General features: G+C 74.5%; 14 protein-coding genes. 8 read left to right on the top strand and 6 right to left on the bottom strand.

The features are described from left to right. Positions 1-156: 156 nt before the first annotated feature. Complete coding sequence (locus IE275_RS01830; RefSeq protein ID WP_189706707.1) at positions 157-363, top strand: hypothetical protein; 207 nt, start codon at positions 157-159, stop codon at positions 361-363. Here the strand turns inward: IE275_RS01830 and IE275_RS01825 are convergent. Beyond that, positions 360-1484, bottom strand: a complete 1125-nt coding sequence (locus IE275_RS01825; RefSeq protein ID WP_189706705.1) for a sulfite oxidase — start codon at positions 1482-1484, stop codon at positions 360-362. The two genes, IE275_RS01830 and IE275_RS01825, sit on opposite strands and share 4 nt — an antisense overlap. 79 nt (positions 1485-1563) lie before the next feature. Here IE275_RS01825 and sthA point away from each other — a divergent pair, with 79 nt between their 5' ends. The 5 genes from sthA to IE275_RS01800 all read left to right on the top strand — a co-directional run bounded on the left by sthA (position 1564) and on the right by IE275_RS01800 (position 8180). Continuing rightward, entirely contained in the window at positions 1564-2967 is a 1404-nt protein-coding gene (gene sthA, locus IE275_RS01820; protein ID WP_189706703.1) for a Si-specific NAD(P)(+) transhydrogenase, read from the top strand. A gap of 342 nt (positions 2968-3309) precedes the next feature. Beyond that, a complete protein-coding gene (locus IE275_RS01815) occupies positions 3310-4785 on the top strand; it encodes an APC family permease (RefSeq protein ID WP_189706701.1) in 1476 nt (491 codons plus the stop codon). A gap of 12 nt (positions 4786-4797) precedes the next feature. Beyond that, complete coding sequence (locus IE275_RS01810; RefSeq protein WP_189706699.1) at positions 4798-5757, top strand: hypothetical protein; 960 nt, start codon at positions 4798-4800, stop codon at positions 5755-5757. 122 nt (positions 5758-5879) lie between these two features. Next, positions 5880-7067 carry a M20 family metallopeptidase gene (locus IE275_RS01805; protein ID WP_189706697.1) on the top strand — a complete coding sequence of 396 codons (1188 nt, stop codon included), beginning with the start codon at positions 5880-5882 and terminating at the stop codon, positions 7065-7067. A gap of 27 nt (positions 7068-7094) precedes the next feature. Then, positions 7095-8180: an ArsR/SmtB family transcription factor gene (locus IE275_RS01800; protein WP_189706695.1), complete on the top strand. Its 1086-nt coding sequence runs from the start codon at positions 7095-7097 to the stop codon at positions 8178-8180. Between the two features lie 18 nt (positions 8181-8198). Here IE275_RS01800 and prcB read toward each other — a convergent pair whose 3' ends face one another. The 3 genes from prcB to IE275_RS01785 all read right to left on the bottom strand — a co-directional run bounded on the left by prcB (position 8199) and on the right by IE275_RS01785 (position 11659). Then, entirely contained in the window at positions 8199-9053 is an 855-nt protein-coding gene (gene prcB, locus IE275_RS01795; RefSeq protein WP_189706692.1) for a proteasome subunit beta, read from the bottom strand. A gap of 141 nt (positions 9054-9194) precedes the next feature. Next, positions 9195-10169 (bottom strand): lysylphosphatidylglycerol synthase transmembrane domain-containing protein, encoded by a 975-nt coding sequence (locus tag IE275_RS01790; protein WP_189706690.1) that lies wholly within the window; start codon positions 10167-10169, stop codon positions 9195-9197. Continuing rightward, positions 10166-11659, bottom strand: a complete 1494-nt coding sequence (locus IE275_RS01785) for a hypothetical protein (protein WP_189706688.1) — start codon at positions 11657-11659, stop codon at positions 10166-10168. The genes IE275_RS01790 and IE275_RS01785 overlap by 4 nt, the downstream gene beginning before the upstream one ends. A gap of 170 nt (positions 11660-11829) precedes the next feature. Between IE275_RS01785 and IE275_RS01780 the strand changes: the two genes are divergently transcribed. Beyond that, positions 11830-12468 carry a nucleoside/nucleotide kinase family protein gene (locus tag IE275_RS01780; protein ID WP_189706686.1) on the top strand — a complete coding sequence of 213 codons (639 nt, stop codon included), beginning with the start codon at positions 11830-11832 and terminating at the stop codon, positions 12466-12468. 51 nt (positions 12469-12519) lie between these two features. Continuing rightward, positions 12520-13158, top strand: a complete 639-nt coding sequence (locus IE275_RS01775) for a DUF6461 domain-containing protein (protein WP_189706684.1) — start codon at positions 12520-12522, stop codon at positions 13156-13158. Here IE275_RS01775 and IE275_RS01770 read toward each other — a convergent pair. Together IE275_RS01770 and IE275_RS01765 are read right to left on the bottom strand one after the other, a co-directional pair. Further along, positions 13151-14980 carry a hypothetical protein gene (locus IE275_RS01770; RefSeq protein WP_189706682.1) on the bottom strand — a complete coding sequence of 610 codons (1830 nt, stop codon included), beginning with the start codon at positions 14978-14980 and terminating at the stop codon, positions 13151-13153. The two genes, IE275_RS01775 and IE275_RS01770, sit on opposite strands and share 8 nt — an antisense overlap. A gap of 49 nt (positions 14981-15029) precedes the next feature. Then, entirely contained in the window at positions 15030-16748 is a 1719-nt protein-coding gene (locus IE275_RS01765; RefSeq protein WP_189706680.1) for a hypothetical protein, read from the bottom strand.

Raw genomic sequence — 16748 nt, 5'->3', positions numbered from 1 at the left:
GCCATTAGACGCCGAACCGATCATCGCGGCATCTCGGATGAAGCGCGTTTTCCGGGCTCTTCGGGATGCAGGGTCCGCCGTCAGGATGAATGGTGTTAGTGGACCCGATGCCCGCACCGGGCCGAAGCAGCCCTTCGGACGCGAGGAGCAGAGACCATGCCCACGTCACAGCCCGGCGATTCCCGGCCGTCCCGGGACCGCGTCACCCCGGACAACCTGCTCCATACGCGCACCGGCACCGAGGTGTCGCCGGAGGACATGGTCCTGGCCACGGGCCGGGACCTCACCCCCCGCAATCTCGCCTGGGCCAAGCGCAAGCTCGACGAGGAGGGCCCGAACGCCATCGAGAAGCTGCTGCCCTAGGACTTCTCTTCCGCGCAGAGCACCTCGACCCGCTGGACCACGTTGTTCGCGAACCCGCCCCGGTTCCACGGCTGGTCCAGCGGCTGGGTGTGCCCGCCGGCGTCCGTGGCGCGGGCGCAGAGCACATGCCGGCCGGGGACCGCGGTCCAGGTGTGGTGCCAGCCGCGCCAGGCCCAGCGGTGCCCGGTCTCCGGCGCCGGCTCGGCCTCGGCCCAGGTGCCGCCGCCGTCCGTGCTCACCTCGACCCGGGTCACCGGGGCCCGCCCCGACCAGGCCCGCCCCTCCAGCAGGACCGGGCCGGGCCGCACGATCCGGGTCCGGGACATGAAGTCGGGGAAGCCGGGCGGGACGACCAGGGCGCGCGGCGCGATCCGGGTGACGGGCTCGCCCTCCTCCCCGGGATCCTGGCGCAGCCGGTAGGCGACCGTCTGCTGGAAGCCGGTGAAGGGGGTGTCCTGGACGGTGATGTCCGTCAGCCACTTCACGTGCGCCATGCCGTACCAGCCGGGTACCACCAGGCGCAGCGGACGGCCGTGCTGCGGGGGCAGCGGGGCGCCGTTCATGGCGTACGCCACGAGCGCCTCGGGCTCGGTGGCGAGGGCCGCGTCGAGCGGAAGGGACCGCCGGTAGTCCTGCTCGACGCCGCGTTCGACGCCGTGGTCGGCGCCGGTGAACACGACGTCGACGGCCGTCGTCGCCGGGCCGGCCTCGGCCAGCAGCAGCCGCAGCGGTACGCCGGTCCACTCGGCGGTGCCGACCGCCTCGACCAGCCAGGGCTGGCTGACCGGGCGGGGTGTGAGCAGGGCCCGGCCGTTGCCGGCGCACTCCAGGGTGACCCGGGTGGTGACGGCGGGCAGGCTCCTCAGGTCGGCGGGGGTGAGGGTCAGCGGGGTGCGGACGCGGCCGCCCAGGGTCAGCCGCCAGGCCGTGTCGTCGGGGACGTACGGGATGTCGTAGTGGGTCAGGACGTAGTGCAGGCCTGGCGGGGTGAGGTCATGGCGGAGGGCCTCCAGGGGGAGGCCGTGGTTGCGGGTGGCCAGGGCCAGTTCGTCCCGGCCGATCCCCTCGCCGGGGGCGGCCAGCCGGGCGGGGGTGCTCATCTCGTCGGGTCCACGGCCCATGTCCCCATTGTCGCGCGTCGGCGGTTGCCTGCCCGTTCACCCTTTCGCGGCGGGGTCCCGCACTGCCAGACTCCGGAGGATGCCCGACTTCGACATGCTCGTCCTCGGATCAGGTCCCGGCGGCCAGAAGGCCGCCATCGCCGCGGCCAAACTGGGCCGCCGAGTCGCCGTCGTCGACCGCCCCGACATGGTCGGCGGGGTCTCACTGCACACCGGAACCATCCCCTCCAAGACCCTGCGCGAGGCGGTGCTGTACCTCACCGGTCTCACCCAGCGCGATCTGTACGGACAGAGCTACCGGTTGAAGGAGGACATCACCGTCGCCGATCTGACCGCGCGCACCCAGCACGTGGTGGGCCGGGAGACCGATGTCATCCGCAGCCAGTTGTCCCGCAACCATGTCCAGTTGTTCTCCGGCACCGGCCGGTTCGTCGATCCGCACACCGTCGCCCTGCGGGAGGCCGGCGGGCGGGAGCGGCTGCTCTCCGCCGAGCACGTCGTGATCGCCACCGGGACGCGGCCCGCGCGGCCGGACAGCGTGGAGTTCGACGGGCGGACCATCCTCGACTCCGACAACGTCCTCACGATCGAGCGGGTTCCCCGGTCGATGGTGATCGTGGGCGCGGGTGTGATCGGCATGGAGTACGCGTCGATGTTCGCCGCGCTCGGCAGCAAGGTGACGGTGGTGGAGAAGCGGGCCGGGATGCTCGACATGTGCGACGTCGAGGTCATCGAGTCGCTGAAGTACCACCTGCGGGATCTGGCGGTGACCTTCCGGTTCGGGGAGACCGTGGCCGCCGTCGAGCGGCATCCGCGGGGCACCCTGACCGTGCTGGCCAGCGGCAAGAAGATCCCGGCGGACGCGGTGATGTACTCGGCGGGGCGCCAGGGCCTCACCGATGAACTCGACCTGGACAAGGCGGGGCTGGCGGCCGACCCGCGCGGCCGGATCGAGGTCGACGCGCACTACCGCACCGAGGTGCCGCACATCTACGCCGTGGGGGACGTGATCGGCTATCCGGCGCTCGCGGCGACCTCGATGGAACAGGGGCGGGCGGCCGCGTACCACGCCTGCGGGGAGCCGGTCGGGCAGATGCACGACCTCCAGCCGATCGGCATCTACACCATCCCGGAGATCAGCTTCGTGGGGCGGACGGAGGATCAGCTCACCGAGGAGAGCGTGCCGTTCGAGGTGGGCATCGCCCGCTACCGGGAACTGGCGCGCGGGCAGATCATCGGCGACGCGCACGGCATGCTGAAGCTGCTGGTCTCGCCCGTGGACCGGACGCTGCTCGGTGTGCACTGCTTCGGCAGCGGCGCGACCGAGCTGATCCACATAGGGCAGTCGGTGATGGGCTGCGGGGGAACGGTCGACTATCTGGTCGACGCGGTGTTCAACTACCCGACGCTGGCGGAGTCGTACAAGGTGGCGGCCCTGGACGCCACCAACCGGCTGCGCCAGCTGGACCGGATCGGGGACTGACCGGCACCGGCCCCTTCCTGCGAGGCGTCCCGTGCGCCGCCCTGCGCGCCGCCCCGCGCGGCGACCGCGCACGGGCGGCGCGCGCGTCCGCCGACCGCTCGTGCGGGCGCGCACGTTACCCGTCCGTCAATCTTGAAACGTCAAGCGCGGGGGCTATCATCACTCGCACACTCGGTGTGACCGTCCCCCGACGCTGTGGTGGCCGGCATCCCTCGCGCTCGTCCCGTCGACGCTTCCCGAGGTCATCCCTCCGCGGTGCCCGGCGGCGCTCCACCCTCACCCCCCATACGCCGTCGGGCCGTTCCCGCTCCGGCGGTGTGCACGACGGAAAGCAGCGCACGTATGAGCAACAACACCGGACGAGGGCTTCAGGCCAACGTCCTCGGCACGTTCGACACGGTGGTGATGGCGGTCGCGGGCAGTGCTCCCGCGTACTCCGTCGCCGCCACGACGGCGGTCCTGGTCGGCGCGGTGGGCCTGGCGAGCCCGGCGGCGCTGCTCTACTGCGCGATACCCATGCTGGGCATCGCGCTGGCCTTCAGCCGGCTCAGCCGGATCGATGTGAACGCGGGGGCCAGTTACTCCTGGGTGGGGCGCACGCTCCACCCCTTTCTGGGTTTCCTCAGCGGCTGGGCACTGGTCGTCTCGGCCACCATCTTCATGGTGGCGGGCTCGCTGCCGGCCGGCTCGATGACGCTGGCCCTGTTCGACGAGGGCCTGGCCGAGAACACCGCCCTGTCGACCGTGGTGGGCGCCGCCTGGTTCGTGGTGATGCTCGCGGTGGTGCTCGGCGGGGCCCGGCTCACCGTGCGCGCCCAGCTGATCATGTCGGGCGTGGAGCTGGCGATCCTGGCGCTGTTCGCGCTGCTCGCGCTCTTCCACACCGAGGACAACGCGCTGGAGTTCGACTGGTCGTGGCTCGGATTCGGCCATTTCGACGGGGTGTCCGGGTTCGCGTCGGGCGCGCTGGTGGCGGCGTTCTACTACTGGGGCTGGGACGTGACCAGCAATCTCAGTGAGGAGACCCGCAACAGCCGCCGGACGACGGGCCTCGCGGGGCTGCTCGGCGTGGGCATCGTCTTCCTGCTGTTCGAGGTGTTCACCATCGCGGTGAACGTGATCCTCGGCGCGGACGAGATCGAGAGCAACGGCGCCAACGTGCTGGCGGCGCTGGGCGAGGAGGTGTGGCCGGGGATCGGCGGCAAGCTGCTGATCGTCGCCGTGATGCTGTCCACCATCGCCACGCTGGAGACCACCCTCATCCAGGTCACCCGCTCGCTGTTCGCGATGGGCCGGGACCGTACGATGCCGACCGCGCTGGGCCGGGTGCACCGTACCTGGAACACGCCGTGGGTGGCGATCGTGGTCGTCGGCGGGGTGGCGCTGGTGATGTTCGTCGCGTCCAACGCCCTGGGCTCGGTGGGGGAGATCCTCTCCGACGCGATCTCGGCGATCGGCCTCCAGATCGCCGTCTACTACGGTCTCGCGGGGCTCGCCGCGGTCGTCGCCTACCGCAGGACGCTGCTGAACTCCGCGGCCGACTTCGTCCTCGGCGGGCTGTGGCCGCTGTTCGGCGCGCTGTTCATGTTCTGGATCCTCTTCGAGTCGCTGGGTGAACTGGAGCCGGCGGCGATCGCCATCGGCCTCGGCGGGCTGGCCGTGGGCCTGGTGCCGATGCTCTGGTACTGGCGGCAGGGCAGCGACTACTACCGGCCCGCCCGGCTGGACGCCTCGCGTACGGTCGAGACCGACTACGTGCCCGACCGGCACGCGGCGGCGCACTCCTCGGGCCACGAGGGTCTTCCGACCGACTTCTAGAGGGGGAACGTGATGGCGCGAAACCGCTTCGTTCCCGACTTCGACCCCGACTGCGGGGACGCGTCCCTGTCCTCCGCACGCCACGACATCGTCATCGGCCGGTGGCAGGGACTGCGCGAACTGCTGCGGACGACCGGGCCGGACTGGCTCGCCCGCGGACACCGGGTCCGCCTGCTCGCGCAGGCCTGCACGGACAGTTCGACGGTGGAGACCTGGCTGGCCGCGGAGCCGCACAGCGCGGACGCGCTGGTACTGCGCGCGGCCACGGAGACGGCCCGGGCGTTCAGCCTGGCCATCGCCGCGGGCCGGGGCGTGGGGATCGACCAGCAGCGGATCGACGCGGCGGTGCTGGCCTGCCTGTCCGCGGCCGAGGCGTACCTGGACGACCCGACGCCGTGGATCTCGCTGATCTCGGTCGCCCGGCTCTACCCGTCGGGGGTCCGCCGGCAGGAACTGGCGCGCTGGTGGGACGAGTTGCACCGGCGCGACCCGTACAGCATGGAGGGCCACCTCCAGGTGCTGCACTACTACTCGTCCCGCTGGCACGGCTCGCACGGCCTGATGTACGACTTCGCCCGCGACGCGGCCGGCGTGGCGCCGCGGGGCTGCCCGCTGCCGGTGCTGGTGCAGTACGCGCGCGTCGAGGAGTTCCGCTCCGCCCTCGACACCGCCCACAGCCGCTCCACGGCCGTGGGCCGGGGCCAGCACTGGACCAACGACGGTGCGGTCAGCGACCTCCGCCGCACCTGGGAACGCTGGATGGTGGGCCGCCCCCGCCGGAGCATCCGCCCCGGCGAACTCCGTGACATCAACTACCTTGCCCACGCGGCCTGTTCGGCGGACGCCGTGGACGTCGCCACCCCGCTTCTGGAGTTCCTCGGCCCGCGCGCCACCCGCACCCCCTGGTCCTACACGGGCGACCCCGCCCAGCAGATCACCCGCTGGCGCAAGGAGTGGGGTGTGCGCGGCTGAACGCCCCGCCGCCCCGTCTCCCGGAGTTACCTGGCACGCGGTAACCCGGGCCGCTGCGGGCCGGCGGGGCCGCACGCTCGTCGTGGGTGACGGTGTGTCACCCACGACGATGGGGAGTCCTCATGACCGTGTCGCTTCAGGCGCTGGCCGACGAGATCGCCGGGCTGCGGCCCCGGATGGAGCGGGTGAGTCTCGCGCTGCACGGGCGCCCGGAGACGAAGTTCGAGGAGTACCACGCGCAGCAGGTGCTGACCGGGTGGCTGGTGGAATCGGGGTTCGTGGTGTCGGCGGGGGCGGGCGGGCTCGACACCGCGTTCGTGGCGGTGCACCGGGGGCGGGCGCCGGGGCCGTGTGTCGCGGTGCTCGCCGAGTACGACGCCCTGCCGGGGGTCGGGCACGGGTGCGGGCACAACCTGATCGCGGCGGGCGGTGCGGCGGCCGCGATCGGGCTGGTGCGGGCCCTGCCCGGGCATCCGGGGACGGTCGTGGTGATCGGGACACCGGGTGAGGAGATGGGCGGGGCCGGGAAGGTGCTGCTGGCCGAGGCCGGGGTGTTCGACGCGGTGGACGCGGCGGTGATGTTCCATCCCTCGGACCGGTCGGTGAGCACCCAGCACGCCCTGGCGGCGGCCCATCTGCGGGTGGTCTTCAGTGGCCGCAGCGCGCACGCCGCGAAGTCGCCGTGGGAGGGGCGCAGCGCGCTCGCGGGTGTCCAGGTGTTCCTCAACGCCGTCGACGCGCTGCGGCAGTTCGTGCCGCCGACCGCCCGGCTGCACGGCGTCGTCTCGGACGGCGGCCAGGCCCCGAACGTGGTCCCGGCCCGGGCCGCGGTCGACCTGTACGTCCGGGACGTCACCACGGCGGCGGCGAGGGCACTGGTCGAGCGGGTGCGCGACGCGGCCGAGGGCGCGGCGCTGGCGACCGGGACGCGGGCGGAGACGACGGAGACCGGCCCGCTGTACGCCGAGCGCCGGGACAGCCAGGTCCTCGCCACCCGCTTCGGGGCGGTGGTGCGCGCGCTGGGCCTGGACATCGGGCCCGACGCCCCCGACTCGCCCGCGGGCTCCTCCGACATCGGCAACCTCTCGCTGCTGCTGCCGGTCATCCACCCGTACATCCAGATCGCCGAGACGGGGACGCCCGCCCATTCGGAGGCGATGCGGGACGCGGCCGCGACGCCCTTCGCGCACGAGCGGACCCAGGTCGCGGCGATCGGCCTGGCCCGGGTCGTCGCCGATCTGCTCACCGATCCGGAGCTGCTCGCCGCGGCCCGCGCGGAGTTCGCGGCCGCCGCCGCGCCGGCCCGCTGAGCCCGGACCCTCCGTACACTCCCCGCCATGTCGGTCGTGATCGTCCTGGACGGTGCCGCGCGGAACCGGTTCACCGTCACGGTGTCGCCCTTCGCGGAACTCGCCGCGTGTCTGCACGTCCTGACCGAGCACGCCCACCACCCGGGGCGGGCGGCCTGGGCCCGGGAGGTGACCGGCGCGGCCCCGCCCGCGTTCCGCGCGGGCCTGCGCCGCTTCGCCCCGCTCTGGACGGCCCTGCGCTGGCGGGGTTTCTACCCGGGCCTGGACACCGCCGCCCCGCCCGGCCACGGCACGCCGCTCGCCGCGCTGCCGCTGGACCGGTTCGCCGAACTCACCGCCTACACCTGCGCCAGCGGCTACCACGGCTTCGCCTTCGGCCGCGTCCTGCACGACCCGGCGCAGGCGGCGGCGCTGCGCCGGATCGCGTCCGGGCTGGGCGAGCCGCACCCGCGGCTCGCGGAGGATCTGCTGCGCGAGCCGCGGGCGCTGCGCGCGGACGTCGCCGCGTTCGTCGACCTCTGCCGGCGGGTCTTCTTCGACGCGCTGTGGGCGGACACGGAGCCGCTGCTGGCCCTCGCCGCCCACCGGGTGCGGCAGCGGCTCGCGGACGAGGGGCCGGCCGCCGCGCTGGTCTCCCTGAGCCCGTCCACCGCCCGGGTCACCAGTGGGGCGGGCGGCGGGCCGGAGCGGGTCGTCCTCGACAAGGTGCACCATGCCGTCGTCAGCCCGGCCCGCACCCCGGTCGTCCTCATCCCGACCCTGTACGGCGCCCCGCACCTGCTGGTGAAGAACGAGCCGGGGCTGACGCCCGTCGTCCACTTCCCGGTCGAGGCGCCGGACGTGGGCGTCACCCTCGCCCGCAGCCGGATGCTGGCGCTCACCGATCCGCGCCGGGTGCGGCTGTGCCGGCTGATCGCCCGCCAGGCGATGACCACGGCCGACCTGGCCGCCCGGCTGGCCATGACCCGCCCACAGGTCTCCCGCCATCTGCGCGTCCTGCGGGACCTGGGGCTGGTGCGGGTGGAGCGCAACGGCCGGTACGTGCACTACGGGCTCGACCTCGCCGCGGTCGAACGCATCGGGCGGGACGCGGCGGTGGCCCTCCAGTACTGAGCGCGGGCGGCCGCCGCGTCACGGGGCGGCGTTCGGCCCGTCCGGCCTGGTGCGGCGGCGCTCGACCATCTCGCGGCTGAGGCTCTCGGTCTCCGTCTCGGGCAGCCGCTCGAAACCGTCCGCGGTGATGACCGAGACGATCGGGAAGATCCGCCGGTTGAGGTCGGGCCCGCCGGTGGCGGAGTCGTCGTCCGCCGCGTCGTACAGCGCCTGGAGGGCGGTGAGGGCCGCCTCGCGGCCCGTCATGTCCGCGTGGAACAGCTTCTTCAGCGCGCCCCGGGCGTACGGCGAACCGGATCCCTCGGCGTGGAAGTCCGCCTTCTCGTAGAGGCCGCCGGCCACGTCGAAGCCGAAGATGCGGCCCCGTCCGCCCGCCGGCGCGGCGAGGTCGTAGCCCGCGAGGAGGGGGACGACGGCGAGGCCCTGCATGGCCTGGCCGAGGTTCTGCCGGATCATCGAGGCCAGCCGGCGGGCCTTGGCGCCGAGGGTCATGGAGATGCCCTCGACCTTCTCGAAGTGGGTCAGCTCCACCTGGTACAGCTTCACCATGTCCACGGCGAGGCCGACGGTGCCGGCGAAGGCGACCGCGGTGTGCTCGTCCGCCGGGTGCACCTTCTCCAGGTCGCGCTGGGCGATGAGGTTGCCCATGGTGGCCCGGCGGTCGCCGGCGAGGAGGACGCCGTCGCGGTAGGTGAGGGCCAGCACGGTCGTGCCGTGCGGGAAGCGGCCGGGCGCGGCGGTGACCCCGCCGGGGAACGGGCGGGCGGTCGGCAGCAGTTCGGGGCGGTGCGCCGCCAGGAACTCGCTGAACGACGAGTTGCCCGCCGTGAAGAACGCGTCCGCCGGAAGGCCCGCGTGTCCGCTGTCCGCCATGCCGCTCCCCCTCGCCGCCGTCTCCGACACTCCCCTACCTACCTGCGCGCGACGGCCGGGAAACACCCGACCGCCGGCGGGGCCCCCGACCGCGAACGCGATCCGCGCCGGCCACGACGACCGTGCACGGCACCGCGGTTGTCACAACGACCGGCGCCGGACGAGCACGCCGAGCACGATCAGGCCGGGAACCAGCGGCAGCCACATCGTCAGCAGCCGGTACCCGAGCACCGCGGAGGCGGCGGTCGCGGCCGGGGCTCCCGTGGCGGTCAGGGCGAGAGCGAGCACGGCGTCCAGGGAGCCGAGCCCGCCCGGGGTGGGCAGCAGGGCGGCGGCGCTGCTCGCGGCCAGGTACAGCAGGGCCACCCGGACCGGGCCGATCGGCAGGTCGACGGCGCGGGCGACGGCGGTCAGCACGAGGGCGTGCAGCACGGCGAAGGCGAGCGAGCCGCCCCACAGCGCCACCGCCCGCTCCGGCCGCGCGTGGACGGCCCGGATGTCCGAGGCCACCGCGGCGAGCGCCCGCCGGCAGCGCGGCAACAGCAGGACGACGGCGACGACGGCGACGACGCCGCAGACGGCCGCCCCGGCCAGGGCCGGCGCACCGCCGCGCGCGTGCGGGACCCGCAGCACGCCGGGGCACAGGGCGGCGAGTACGGCGATCAGGGCGCCGCGCGCCACCCCGCCTGCCGTGGCCTTCACCGCGATCGCGGTGGCCGAGCAGCCGGCCGGCAGACCGCAGCGCATGAGGAAGCGCAGGTTGACGGCGCCCGCGCCGAGCCCGGCGGGCAACACGTGGTTGGCGGCGGAGGCGGCGAACTGGGCGGCCACCAGCCGTACCGGGGGCAGCCGCCGGGGCACGGCTCCTTGCAGGGCGAGCGCCGCGCACAGCCAGGTGCCGACGGCGGCCGCGGCCCCGGCAAGCAGCCAGCCGTGGTCGGCCACGGCGAGCCGCAGGGCGCCGGTCTCCAGCACCGGCCAGTGCCGGCGGGCCGGCCAGGCGGCGGCCGCGAGGACGGCGAGCGCGAGGGCGGTCCGCCAACAGGCCCGGGTGCGGGCGGTCTGCCAGGGGGTCCGGGTGCGGGCGGGTGCGGCGGTGGCCCGATCGGACGTCATACGGGCGGCTTCCGGCGCGGGGCGGGCGCGATGTGCAGCCGCAGCAGGGGCGAGCGGTGGGTCGCCCAGTCACGGGCGTAGGCGGGCGGCGCCCCGCCGGGGCGGGTGAGGACCGCGGTCGGGATCCGGTGGGCGGTGCGCCGGACGGCCGCCTCGGTGGAGTTGACGTTGTGTCCCCGGACGTTCGCCGAGGAGCAGCCGGTGTAGTAGGCGACGGGGATGGCGTCGGCTCCGGTGACCAGACAGGGCGGGCGGACGCCGAGCCGGTGCAGCTGCGCGGCGGTGCGGGCCCAGTCGCGGTGGTGGCCGGTGGTGCGCTCCACGGTGCGGTCGAGGACCGCGTACTGGGCGGCCAGGTGCCCGGCGAGGGCGAGCGCGGTCGCCGTCGCGGCGACCGGGCGCGGGCGGCCGGCCGGCCGGGTGACGAGATGGACCAGGGCGTCGGCGACCGGGATCGCGAGGAGGGCGTAGACGGGCAGCAGGAAGCGCGGGGCCGCGTATCCGATCATGAACAGGTACGGGAAGGCGGCCGTGGCGGCGCAGGCCAGCGCGAGCAGGGTGGGCGCGGTGCGCCGGGCCCGGACCGCGACCGCCAGGCCGGCGGCGGCGAGCAGCGGCAGCACGAACCACCAGGCCATGACGGCCGGATGGGGCAGGGATCCGGTGCACGGGCGGCACAGGGTGCGCCCGGCCAGGCCGCGCAACTGGTCCTCGACGGCGGGATTCCAGCCGAGCCCGCCCTGGATGCGGGAGGCGTCGGACAGCCGCTGTCCGAGGCCGCCGTGGGCGATGTACGCCTCGATGACCCATTGCGCGCCGCCCGCCGCGAGGCCCGCCAGGAGGACGAGCGCGAGCCGCGGGTGGCGCAGGGCGGCCAGGACGAGCAGGGGCAGGGTCAGCCACACCGCGTCGGTGGGCCGCATCCACGCCATGAGCGCGGCGCCCGCGGCGATCCCCCCGAGGGCGGCGCGGTCGCGCCGGTCGGCGCGGGCCCGCAGGAAGCAGCCGGCGCAGACCAGGCCGCCGAGGGCGACCCAGAGGTTGGGCATGGCCTGCGGGCCGTAGAAGAGGGTCACCCACAGGGAGGCGAAGAGCGCGCCGGCGACGGCCAGGACGCGGTCCGGGAACAGCCCGCGCCAGCAGTGCAGGGCGACACAGAGGCCGAGGCCGGACAGGAGGGCGAGGTAGGTCCTCAGCAGTTCCGTCGACGTCGACCAGGACACCACCGGCGCCACCAGCAGGGAGACGCCGCGGGCGCGCGGTGCACTGAAGAAGGCGGGCGGGGCCTGGGCGGCGTACTGGCTGACGTACACCGTCTCGTCCCAGCCGAGGCCCAGGCCCGGACGGACGAGGAGGAGCTGGGCCAGGGTGAAGGCCCCGGCCACGGCGACGAGGGGCCAGGCCCAGCGGGTCCGCCACGGCGTGCCGGAGCGGCCCTCCGTGGCGCCGCGTCGTCCGCCGACGAGCAGGGCGTTCGCGCCGTTGGCCATGACCCACCCCCTTGCCCGGGATCAGTGGAGACGGATGGTCGACAGGAGCCGATGAGCAGGAAACGGGAAACGGGAAACGGGAAAACAGTGACAAACTATCCGGCTCGCGGTCGAAGTGCGGGGTCGGGTACGCCCACCGGGGGCATCCGCAGACTGCGACACTCGGCTGTGTGCTGACTTTCGACGACCTGTGCCTTCGGGCCCGCTCCCTCGTGGCGGACGGCCGCCCGCGGGCGATCCTCGGCATCGCCGGCAGCCCGGGCGCGGGCAAGACGACCCTCGCCGAACGCCTCGTACGGGAACTGCCCGGGGACGGCGCGCCCTGGGTGGCGCACGTCCCGATGGACGGCTTCCATCTGGCCGACGCCGAGTTGGACCGCCTCGGCCGCCGCGACCGCAAGGGCGCGCCCGACACCTTCGACGCGGCCGGGTACGCGGCGCTGCTGCGCCGGCTGCGGGAGGAGGCGGGCGGCGAGGACACCGTGTACGCGCCCGGTTTCGAGCGGGTGCTGGAGCAGCCGCTCGCGGGTGCGGTCCCGGTGCCGCCGACGGCCCGGCTGATCGTGACGGAGGGCAACTACCTGCTGCTCGGCTCGGGGGCCTGGCCGCGGGTGCGGTCCGCGCTGGACGAGGTGTGGTTCTGCGAGACCGACGAGGAGGAGCGGGTGCGCCGGCTGGTCGCGCGGCACGAGGAGTTCGGCAAGGGGCACGCGGAGGCGGTGGCCTGGGTGCGCGGGACCGACCAGCGCAACGCCGACCTGGTGGCGGCCACCCGGGACCGGGCCGATCTGGTGGTCCGCGTGCGGTGAACACCGCACGCGGCAGGCCGCGTTGTCGGTGGCGCCCGTTACGGTGCCCGCATGAGCGACGGAATCGTGTGGCTGGTGGACCGGGACGGGTGGATGTCCAGTGTGGTGTTCGCGCGCGGGATCACCCCCGAGGAGCTGGCCGTGCGCATGGGGGGCGACCCGGACGGGGCCACGGAGCCGATCACCGACGCCGAGGTGGGGCGGCTCGGGATCACGGGGTGGCGCCCGGCCGCGGACGGGGACGGCGTGATCCGTGCGGGCAGCGGCGGGGAGTGGTCCTTCGCCGTGGAGTACGGCGACTCGACCGGCGGTGACCTGCTGGCGGAGATCTCGCGGGACGGCGCCGAGGTCGTGCGGTACGTGCCGCCGCAGGAGCACCCGCCGGCCGATGTCCACTACGCCCGCGACGGGGTGTGGGTGTGCGGGTACGGGCTGCGGGAGGAGATATGGCGCTGGGGCGAGGAGCCCGACCTGTTCCTGCCCGACCTGGTCGCGGCGGGCGTCCTCTCCCCCGACGGCAGAACGTATCTGCCGCCGGAGGACGAGGACTACAAGGTCGGCCTGCGCCGCAGCCTGGGCGTCGTGGAGCGGCGGTTCGGTCTCTCCCTCTCCCCCGCGGTCCTCGGGGACGCCCGGCTGCCCGCGTACGCGGTGCGCGGCACCCCACGGATGACGCTCGACGTCAGCTGACCGCCCGCAGCGTCAGCTCCGGTTCGCCACGGGCGTCGTCGGCCCCGAGGACCGCCGTGAAGGCGTCCGTCCGCACGGTCAGCCCCTCCTCGTCCCACGCGACCGACAGCGCGAACGGCTCCTCGATGCCGTAGCGCACCGCGAACACGTGCAGGTCGTCCGGCGCGTCGGCGACCGGCCCGGCCTCCAGGGCGGTGGAGGCGACCAGGTGCTTCCAGCCCTCGTCGGGGTCGCCGTAGCCGCGCGGGTCGGCGGCGAGGGCGAAGGCCGCCTGCTCCTGGGTGCGTTCGGCGCGGGCGTCGAAGTACGCGTCGCCCTCGGCCTCGGGGTGGGTGAGCCGCAGACCGCCCGCCGAGGACACGGCGGCCCGTGCCGTACGGCGGACGCGCTCGCCGTCGTCCTCGGCGTACGGCAGGCCGGCCAGCAGGTACGGCGTGCCGGGGAGGCGTTCGACGGCGACCGTCGTCCACAGGGTGGTGCCGTCGGTGACGTACAGGGAGCGCACGTGCCGCAGGACGTGGTCGCGGCCGACGACCGGCTTGGTGACCAGCTTGGCCGTCAGGCCGTCGGCGCGCAGATCGCGGACGCGGACCTCGCCCATGGGACGGCAGAACAGGAAGCCGTCGAGGACGGGGCCGAAGCCGTGCTGGCGGTCGACGGCCGCGGGCAGCAGATAGCTGCCGGCCGCCTCGATCACCGCCGGCGTCATCCGGGAGTCGAAGGCCACCGAGACCGTGCCGGCCCGCAGCTGGTGCCGGGCGGGCCCGCGCGCCGGGACGCGGTGCCAGGGGGTGGTGTCCTGGATCTGCCAGACCAGCATCCAGGCGAAGTGGCCGTCGACGCCGCCGTCCGGCTTGGCCGCGTGGCGCCCCCAGCGGGTGTCGCCCCGGTAGCGGCCCAGGTCGGAGCCGATGCGGGCGCCGAAGTAGCGCAGCCCGAGGACGGACTCGAAGCCGGAGTGCTGCTCGCTGTACCGGGGGCCGCCGTTGTCGAAGCCCCCGCCGGTGAGCCGGGCGTCGAGGTAGCGGGCGAGGGCGTCGCCGTCCTCGGCGAAGATCTCCTCGCCGCTGACCCGGTGGGCCTGGGCGAGGAAGGAGAGGGAGATCGGACCGTAGTTGTTGTCGTAGGCGCCGCCGTGCTCGGGGGGCAGCAGGGCGCCCCGGTCGGCGACCCGGTGGGCGCGGATCTTCCCGTCGTACAGCTCCAGCGCGCGCGAGCGGACCCGCCGCCCCTCCTCGGCGGGCAGGTGGCGGGCGAGCATCAGACCGCCGACCACGCATCCGATCGCCTGGTTGCCCGCCTCCTGCGGGTTGAAGAAGGTCGCCTCCGTCAGCCAGCTCCAGTAGCCGCGTGCCACCTCCAGCAGCTCGGCCCGCTGCCCGTCGTCGACCAGGCCGTCCGCCGTGTCGAGGACGTTGACGGCCTGGAGCAGTGCCCACACCGTGCTCGGCCAGTCACCGATGGGGTGCGCGCCGGCCGCCAGCGTGTAGCGGGCGTAGGGCAGCCCGGAGTCGCGGACCCTCAGGTTCGGATAGCCGGGGTTGTCGTCGGTGTACACCCGCTCCCGCAGATGGAAGGCGAGGCTCCTGCGCACCGCCTCCGGGAGCCGCGGGTCCTTGCCGCGCTGCCAGGCGAACGCGAGGAGGGAGGTGATGCCCAGGGAGGTGTCGCCGATGTCGTCGACGCAGTCGGGGTGTTCGAGGCTGCCCTCGGGCGTGAGGCGCGCGAGGGCCTGCTCGGTGACGTCGGCGAGCACGGCGTCGTACGCCTGCGGAGTGTCCGGCAGGTCGTGCAGCGAACCGAGCTGGCGTGGGAGGTGCACGGGGATCAGTCCTTCATGCCTGGGGTGGCCATGGTGTGGTGTGTCGGGTTCACCCGACAGGTGCGGGCCGACGGGCGGACAGGGCGACGGTCAGCGTGTGCGGGCCGAGTCCGCCGAGGTAGACACGGTTCCCGGTCGTCGCGTCGGTGCCGCCCACCACGGTGTGGTCCTGACCCGGGTCGTAGCGCAGTACGTCGCTCCGGTCCGGCCCGGCGAGCGGTTCGCCCGCCACGGTGGCGACCTCGACCCGGATCTCGTCGTCGCCGGCCCGGTAGGTCATCGCGCCGGCCGTCAGGCACCAGCGCCCGTCGTCGATCGGGACGGCACCCACCGGCACGCCGCCCGGCCGGAAGGTGAGTTCGAGGGCCCAGGGCACCGGGGGGCCGCTGATGTCGATCCGCAGGTCGGCGCCGTCGTCCCGCAGGTCCGCCTCGACGCGGGTCGTGTGGGAGACCTCGTCCCGGGGCCGGTCCGCGAAGGCCATCGCGGCCGAGAAGCGTCCGTCGTCCGCCAGCCGGTAGACGCCGTCGTCCCGCCTCTCGCCCTTCGGGAGCGGCTGATAGTAGGCGGCTGTCAGGGTCTGGGTGAGCCGGTACCGGGTGTCGGCGAGCCGGTGCATGTCGGCGGCACGGAACGGGCCCAGGTCGAAGAATCCCCGTGCGAGACGGACCGCGTCGAGGACGGCGTCGCCGGCGAACAGACGCAGGAAGGTGGGGTTGCAGGCGAGGCCCGAGCGGATGCGCCGGTGCTCGGGCACGTCGGAGCCGCCGTACAGCACCGTGTGCGCGGCGGCCGAGGCGCGGTGGGCGAGGCCTGCGGTGGCGAGGTACCGGTCGCGCGGAGGCGTCCGCGGCTCCGGGTCCGGCAGGGCGCGGCACAGGTCCGGGGTGAGGAGGGTCTGGGCGAGCAGGTCGGGGTCGTCGACGCCGCCGGCGGCCGCCAGCCGCGCCGCCCGGGCGAAGTCGCCCCGGCCGGTGCGGACCGCGAGCAGCCGGTAGTGCGGCAGGTAGGGCGCCAGTAGGAAGGGGCCGTACTGGTCCTGCCGTCGCGAGTGGACGGTCTCCACCGTGCCGTCCGGCCTGATGAGGTCCAGGGTCGCGGCCAGGTTGCGTTCGACGGCGTGCAGCAGGTCGGGGCGGTCGAGGACGTCGGCCAGGAGGAGCAGCGACGGATTGGTCACGTGGGACGCGTAGACGGGGCTGCGCTCCGAGTACAGACCCTCGGCGTCGATGTCGACGCCCTCGTCGAGCCACTCCTCGGCACGGTCGAGGAGCCGGTCGTCGGGGAACGACCGGTGGAGCCGGGCCAGCGCCGCGCACAGCTCCCAGCGGTGGTTCGGGGTGTGCACCCCGCCGGTGAGGAGGCTGCCGGTGGCGGCGTCGGCGATCCGGGCGAGCGCCGCCGTGACCTCGCTCAGTTCCGGCCCCGCGCCCGCGGCGAGGACGTGCGCGTCGCACACGTCGTTGACGGTGAAGGCGGAGTCCGGCGGTGACTGCACGTTGTCGCCGCCCGCGAAGAGCCCGGAGGCGGTCTGCACGGCCCGCAGGGCACGCAGCTGCGTCGTCGCGGCGGCGACGGCCCGCCCGCTGCCGTGCAGAGCCGACTCCGGGGAACGGTAGGCGGCGACCAGGGTCTTCACCCGGCGTGCCAGACCACGGTGCGGCACCCCGGCGGGTTCCTCGTCGGGGCGGGCCGCGAGCGGGGCGGCCGTCCGGTCGGCGGCGTGGGCCGCCGCACGGACGAACGCGTGGTCGAGCGGGGTGGACAA

It is taken from the genome of Streptomyces phaeofaciens (genome assembly GCF_014648915.1).
Classification (GTDB): Bacteria; Actinomycetota; Actinomycetes; order Streptomycetales; family Streptomycetaceae; genus Streptomyces; species Streptomyces phaeofaciens.
The sequence above is the reverse complement of the archived record's forward strand: the minus strand, read 5'-3'. Positions and strand labels throughout refer to the sequence as shown.

Bases quoted from the DNA above. Each gene is read 5' to 3' on its own strand.
- IE275_RS01810 (WP_189706699.1), top strand. From the start codon at position 4,798: ATGGCGCGAAACCGCTTCGTTCCCGACTTCGACCCCGACTGCGGGGAC.
- IE275_RS01825 (WP_189706705.1), bottom strand. From the start codon at position 1,484: ATGGGCCGTGGACCCGACGAGATGAGCACCCCCGCCCGGCTGGCCGCC.
- prcB (WP_189706692.1), bottom strand. From the start codon at position 9,053: ATGGCGGACAGCGGACACGCGGGCCTTCCGGCGGACGCGTTCTTCACG.
- IE275_RS01815 (WP_189706701.1), top strand. From the start codon at position 3,310: ATGAGCAACAACACCGGACGAGGGCTTCAGGCCAACGTCCTCGGCACG.
- sthA (WP_189706703.1), top strand. From the start codon at position 1,564: ATGCCCGACTTCGACATGCTCGTCCTCGGATCAGGTCCCGGCGGCCAG.
- IE275_RS01775 (WP_189706684.1), top strand. From the start codon at position 12,520: ATGAGCGACGGAATCGTGTGGCTGGTGGACCGGGACGGGTGGATGTCC.
- IE275_RS01785 (WP_189706688.1), bottom strand. From the start codon at position 11,659: ATGGCCAACGGCGCGAACGCCCTGCTCGTCGGCGGACGACGCGGCGCC.
- IE275_RS01800 (WP_189706695.1), top strand. From the start codon at position 7,095: ATGTCGGTCGTGATCGTCCTGGACGGTGCCGCGCGGAACCGGTTCACC.
- IE275_RS01805 (WP_189706697.1), top strand. From the start codon at position 5,880: ATGACCGTGTCGCTTCAGGCGCTGGCCGACGAGATCGCCGGGCTGCGG.
- IE275_RS01790 (WP_189706690.1), bottom strand. From the start codon at position 10,169: ATGACGTCCGATCGGGCCACCGCCGCACCCGCCCGCACCCGGACCCCC.
- IE275_RS01830 (WP_189706707.1), top strand. From the start codon at position 157: ATGCCCACGTCACAGCCCGGCGATTCCCGGCCGTCCCGGGACCGCGTC.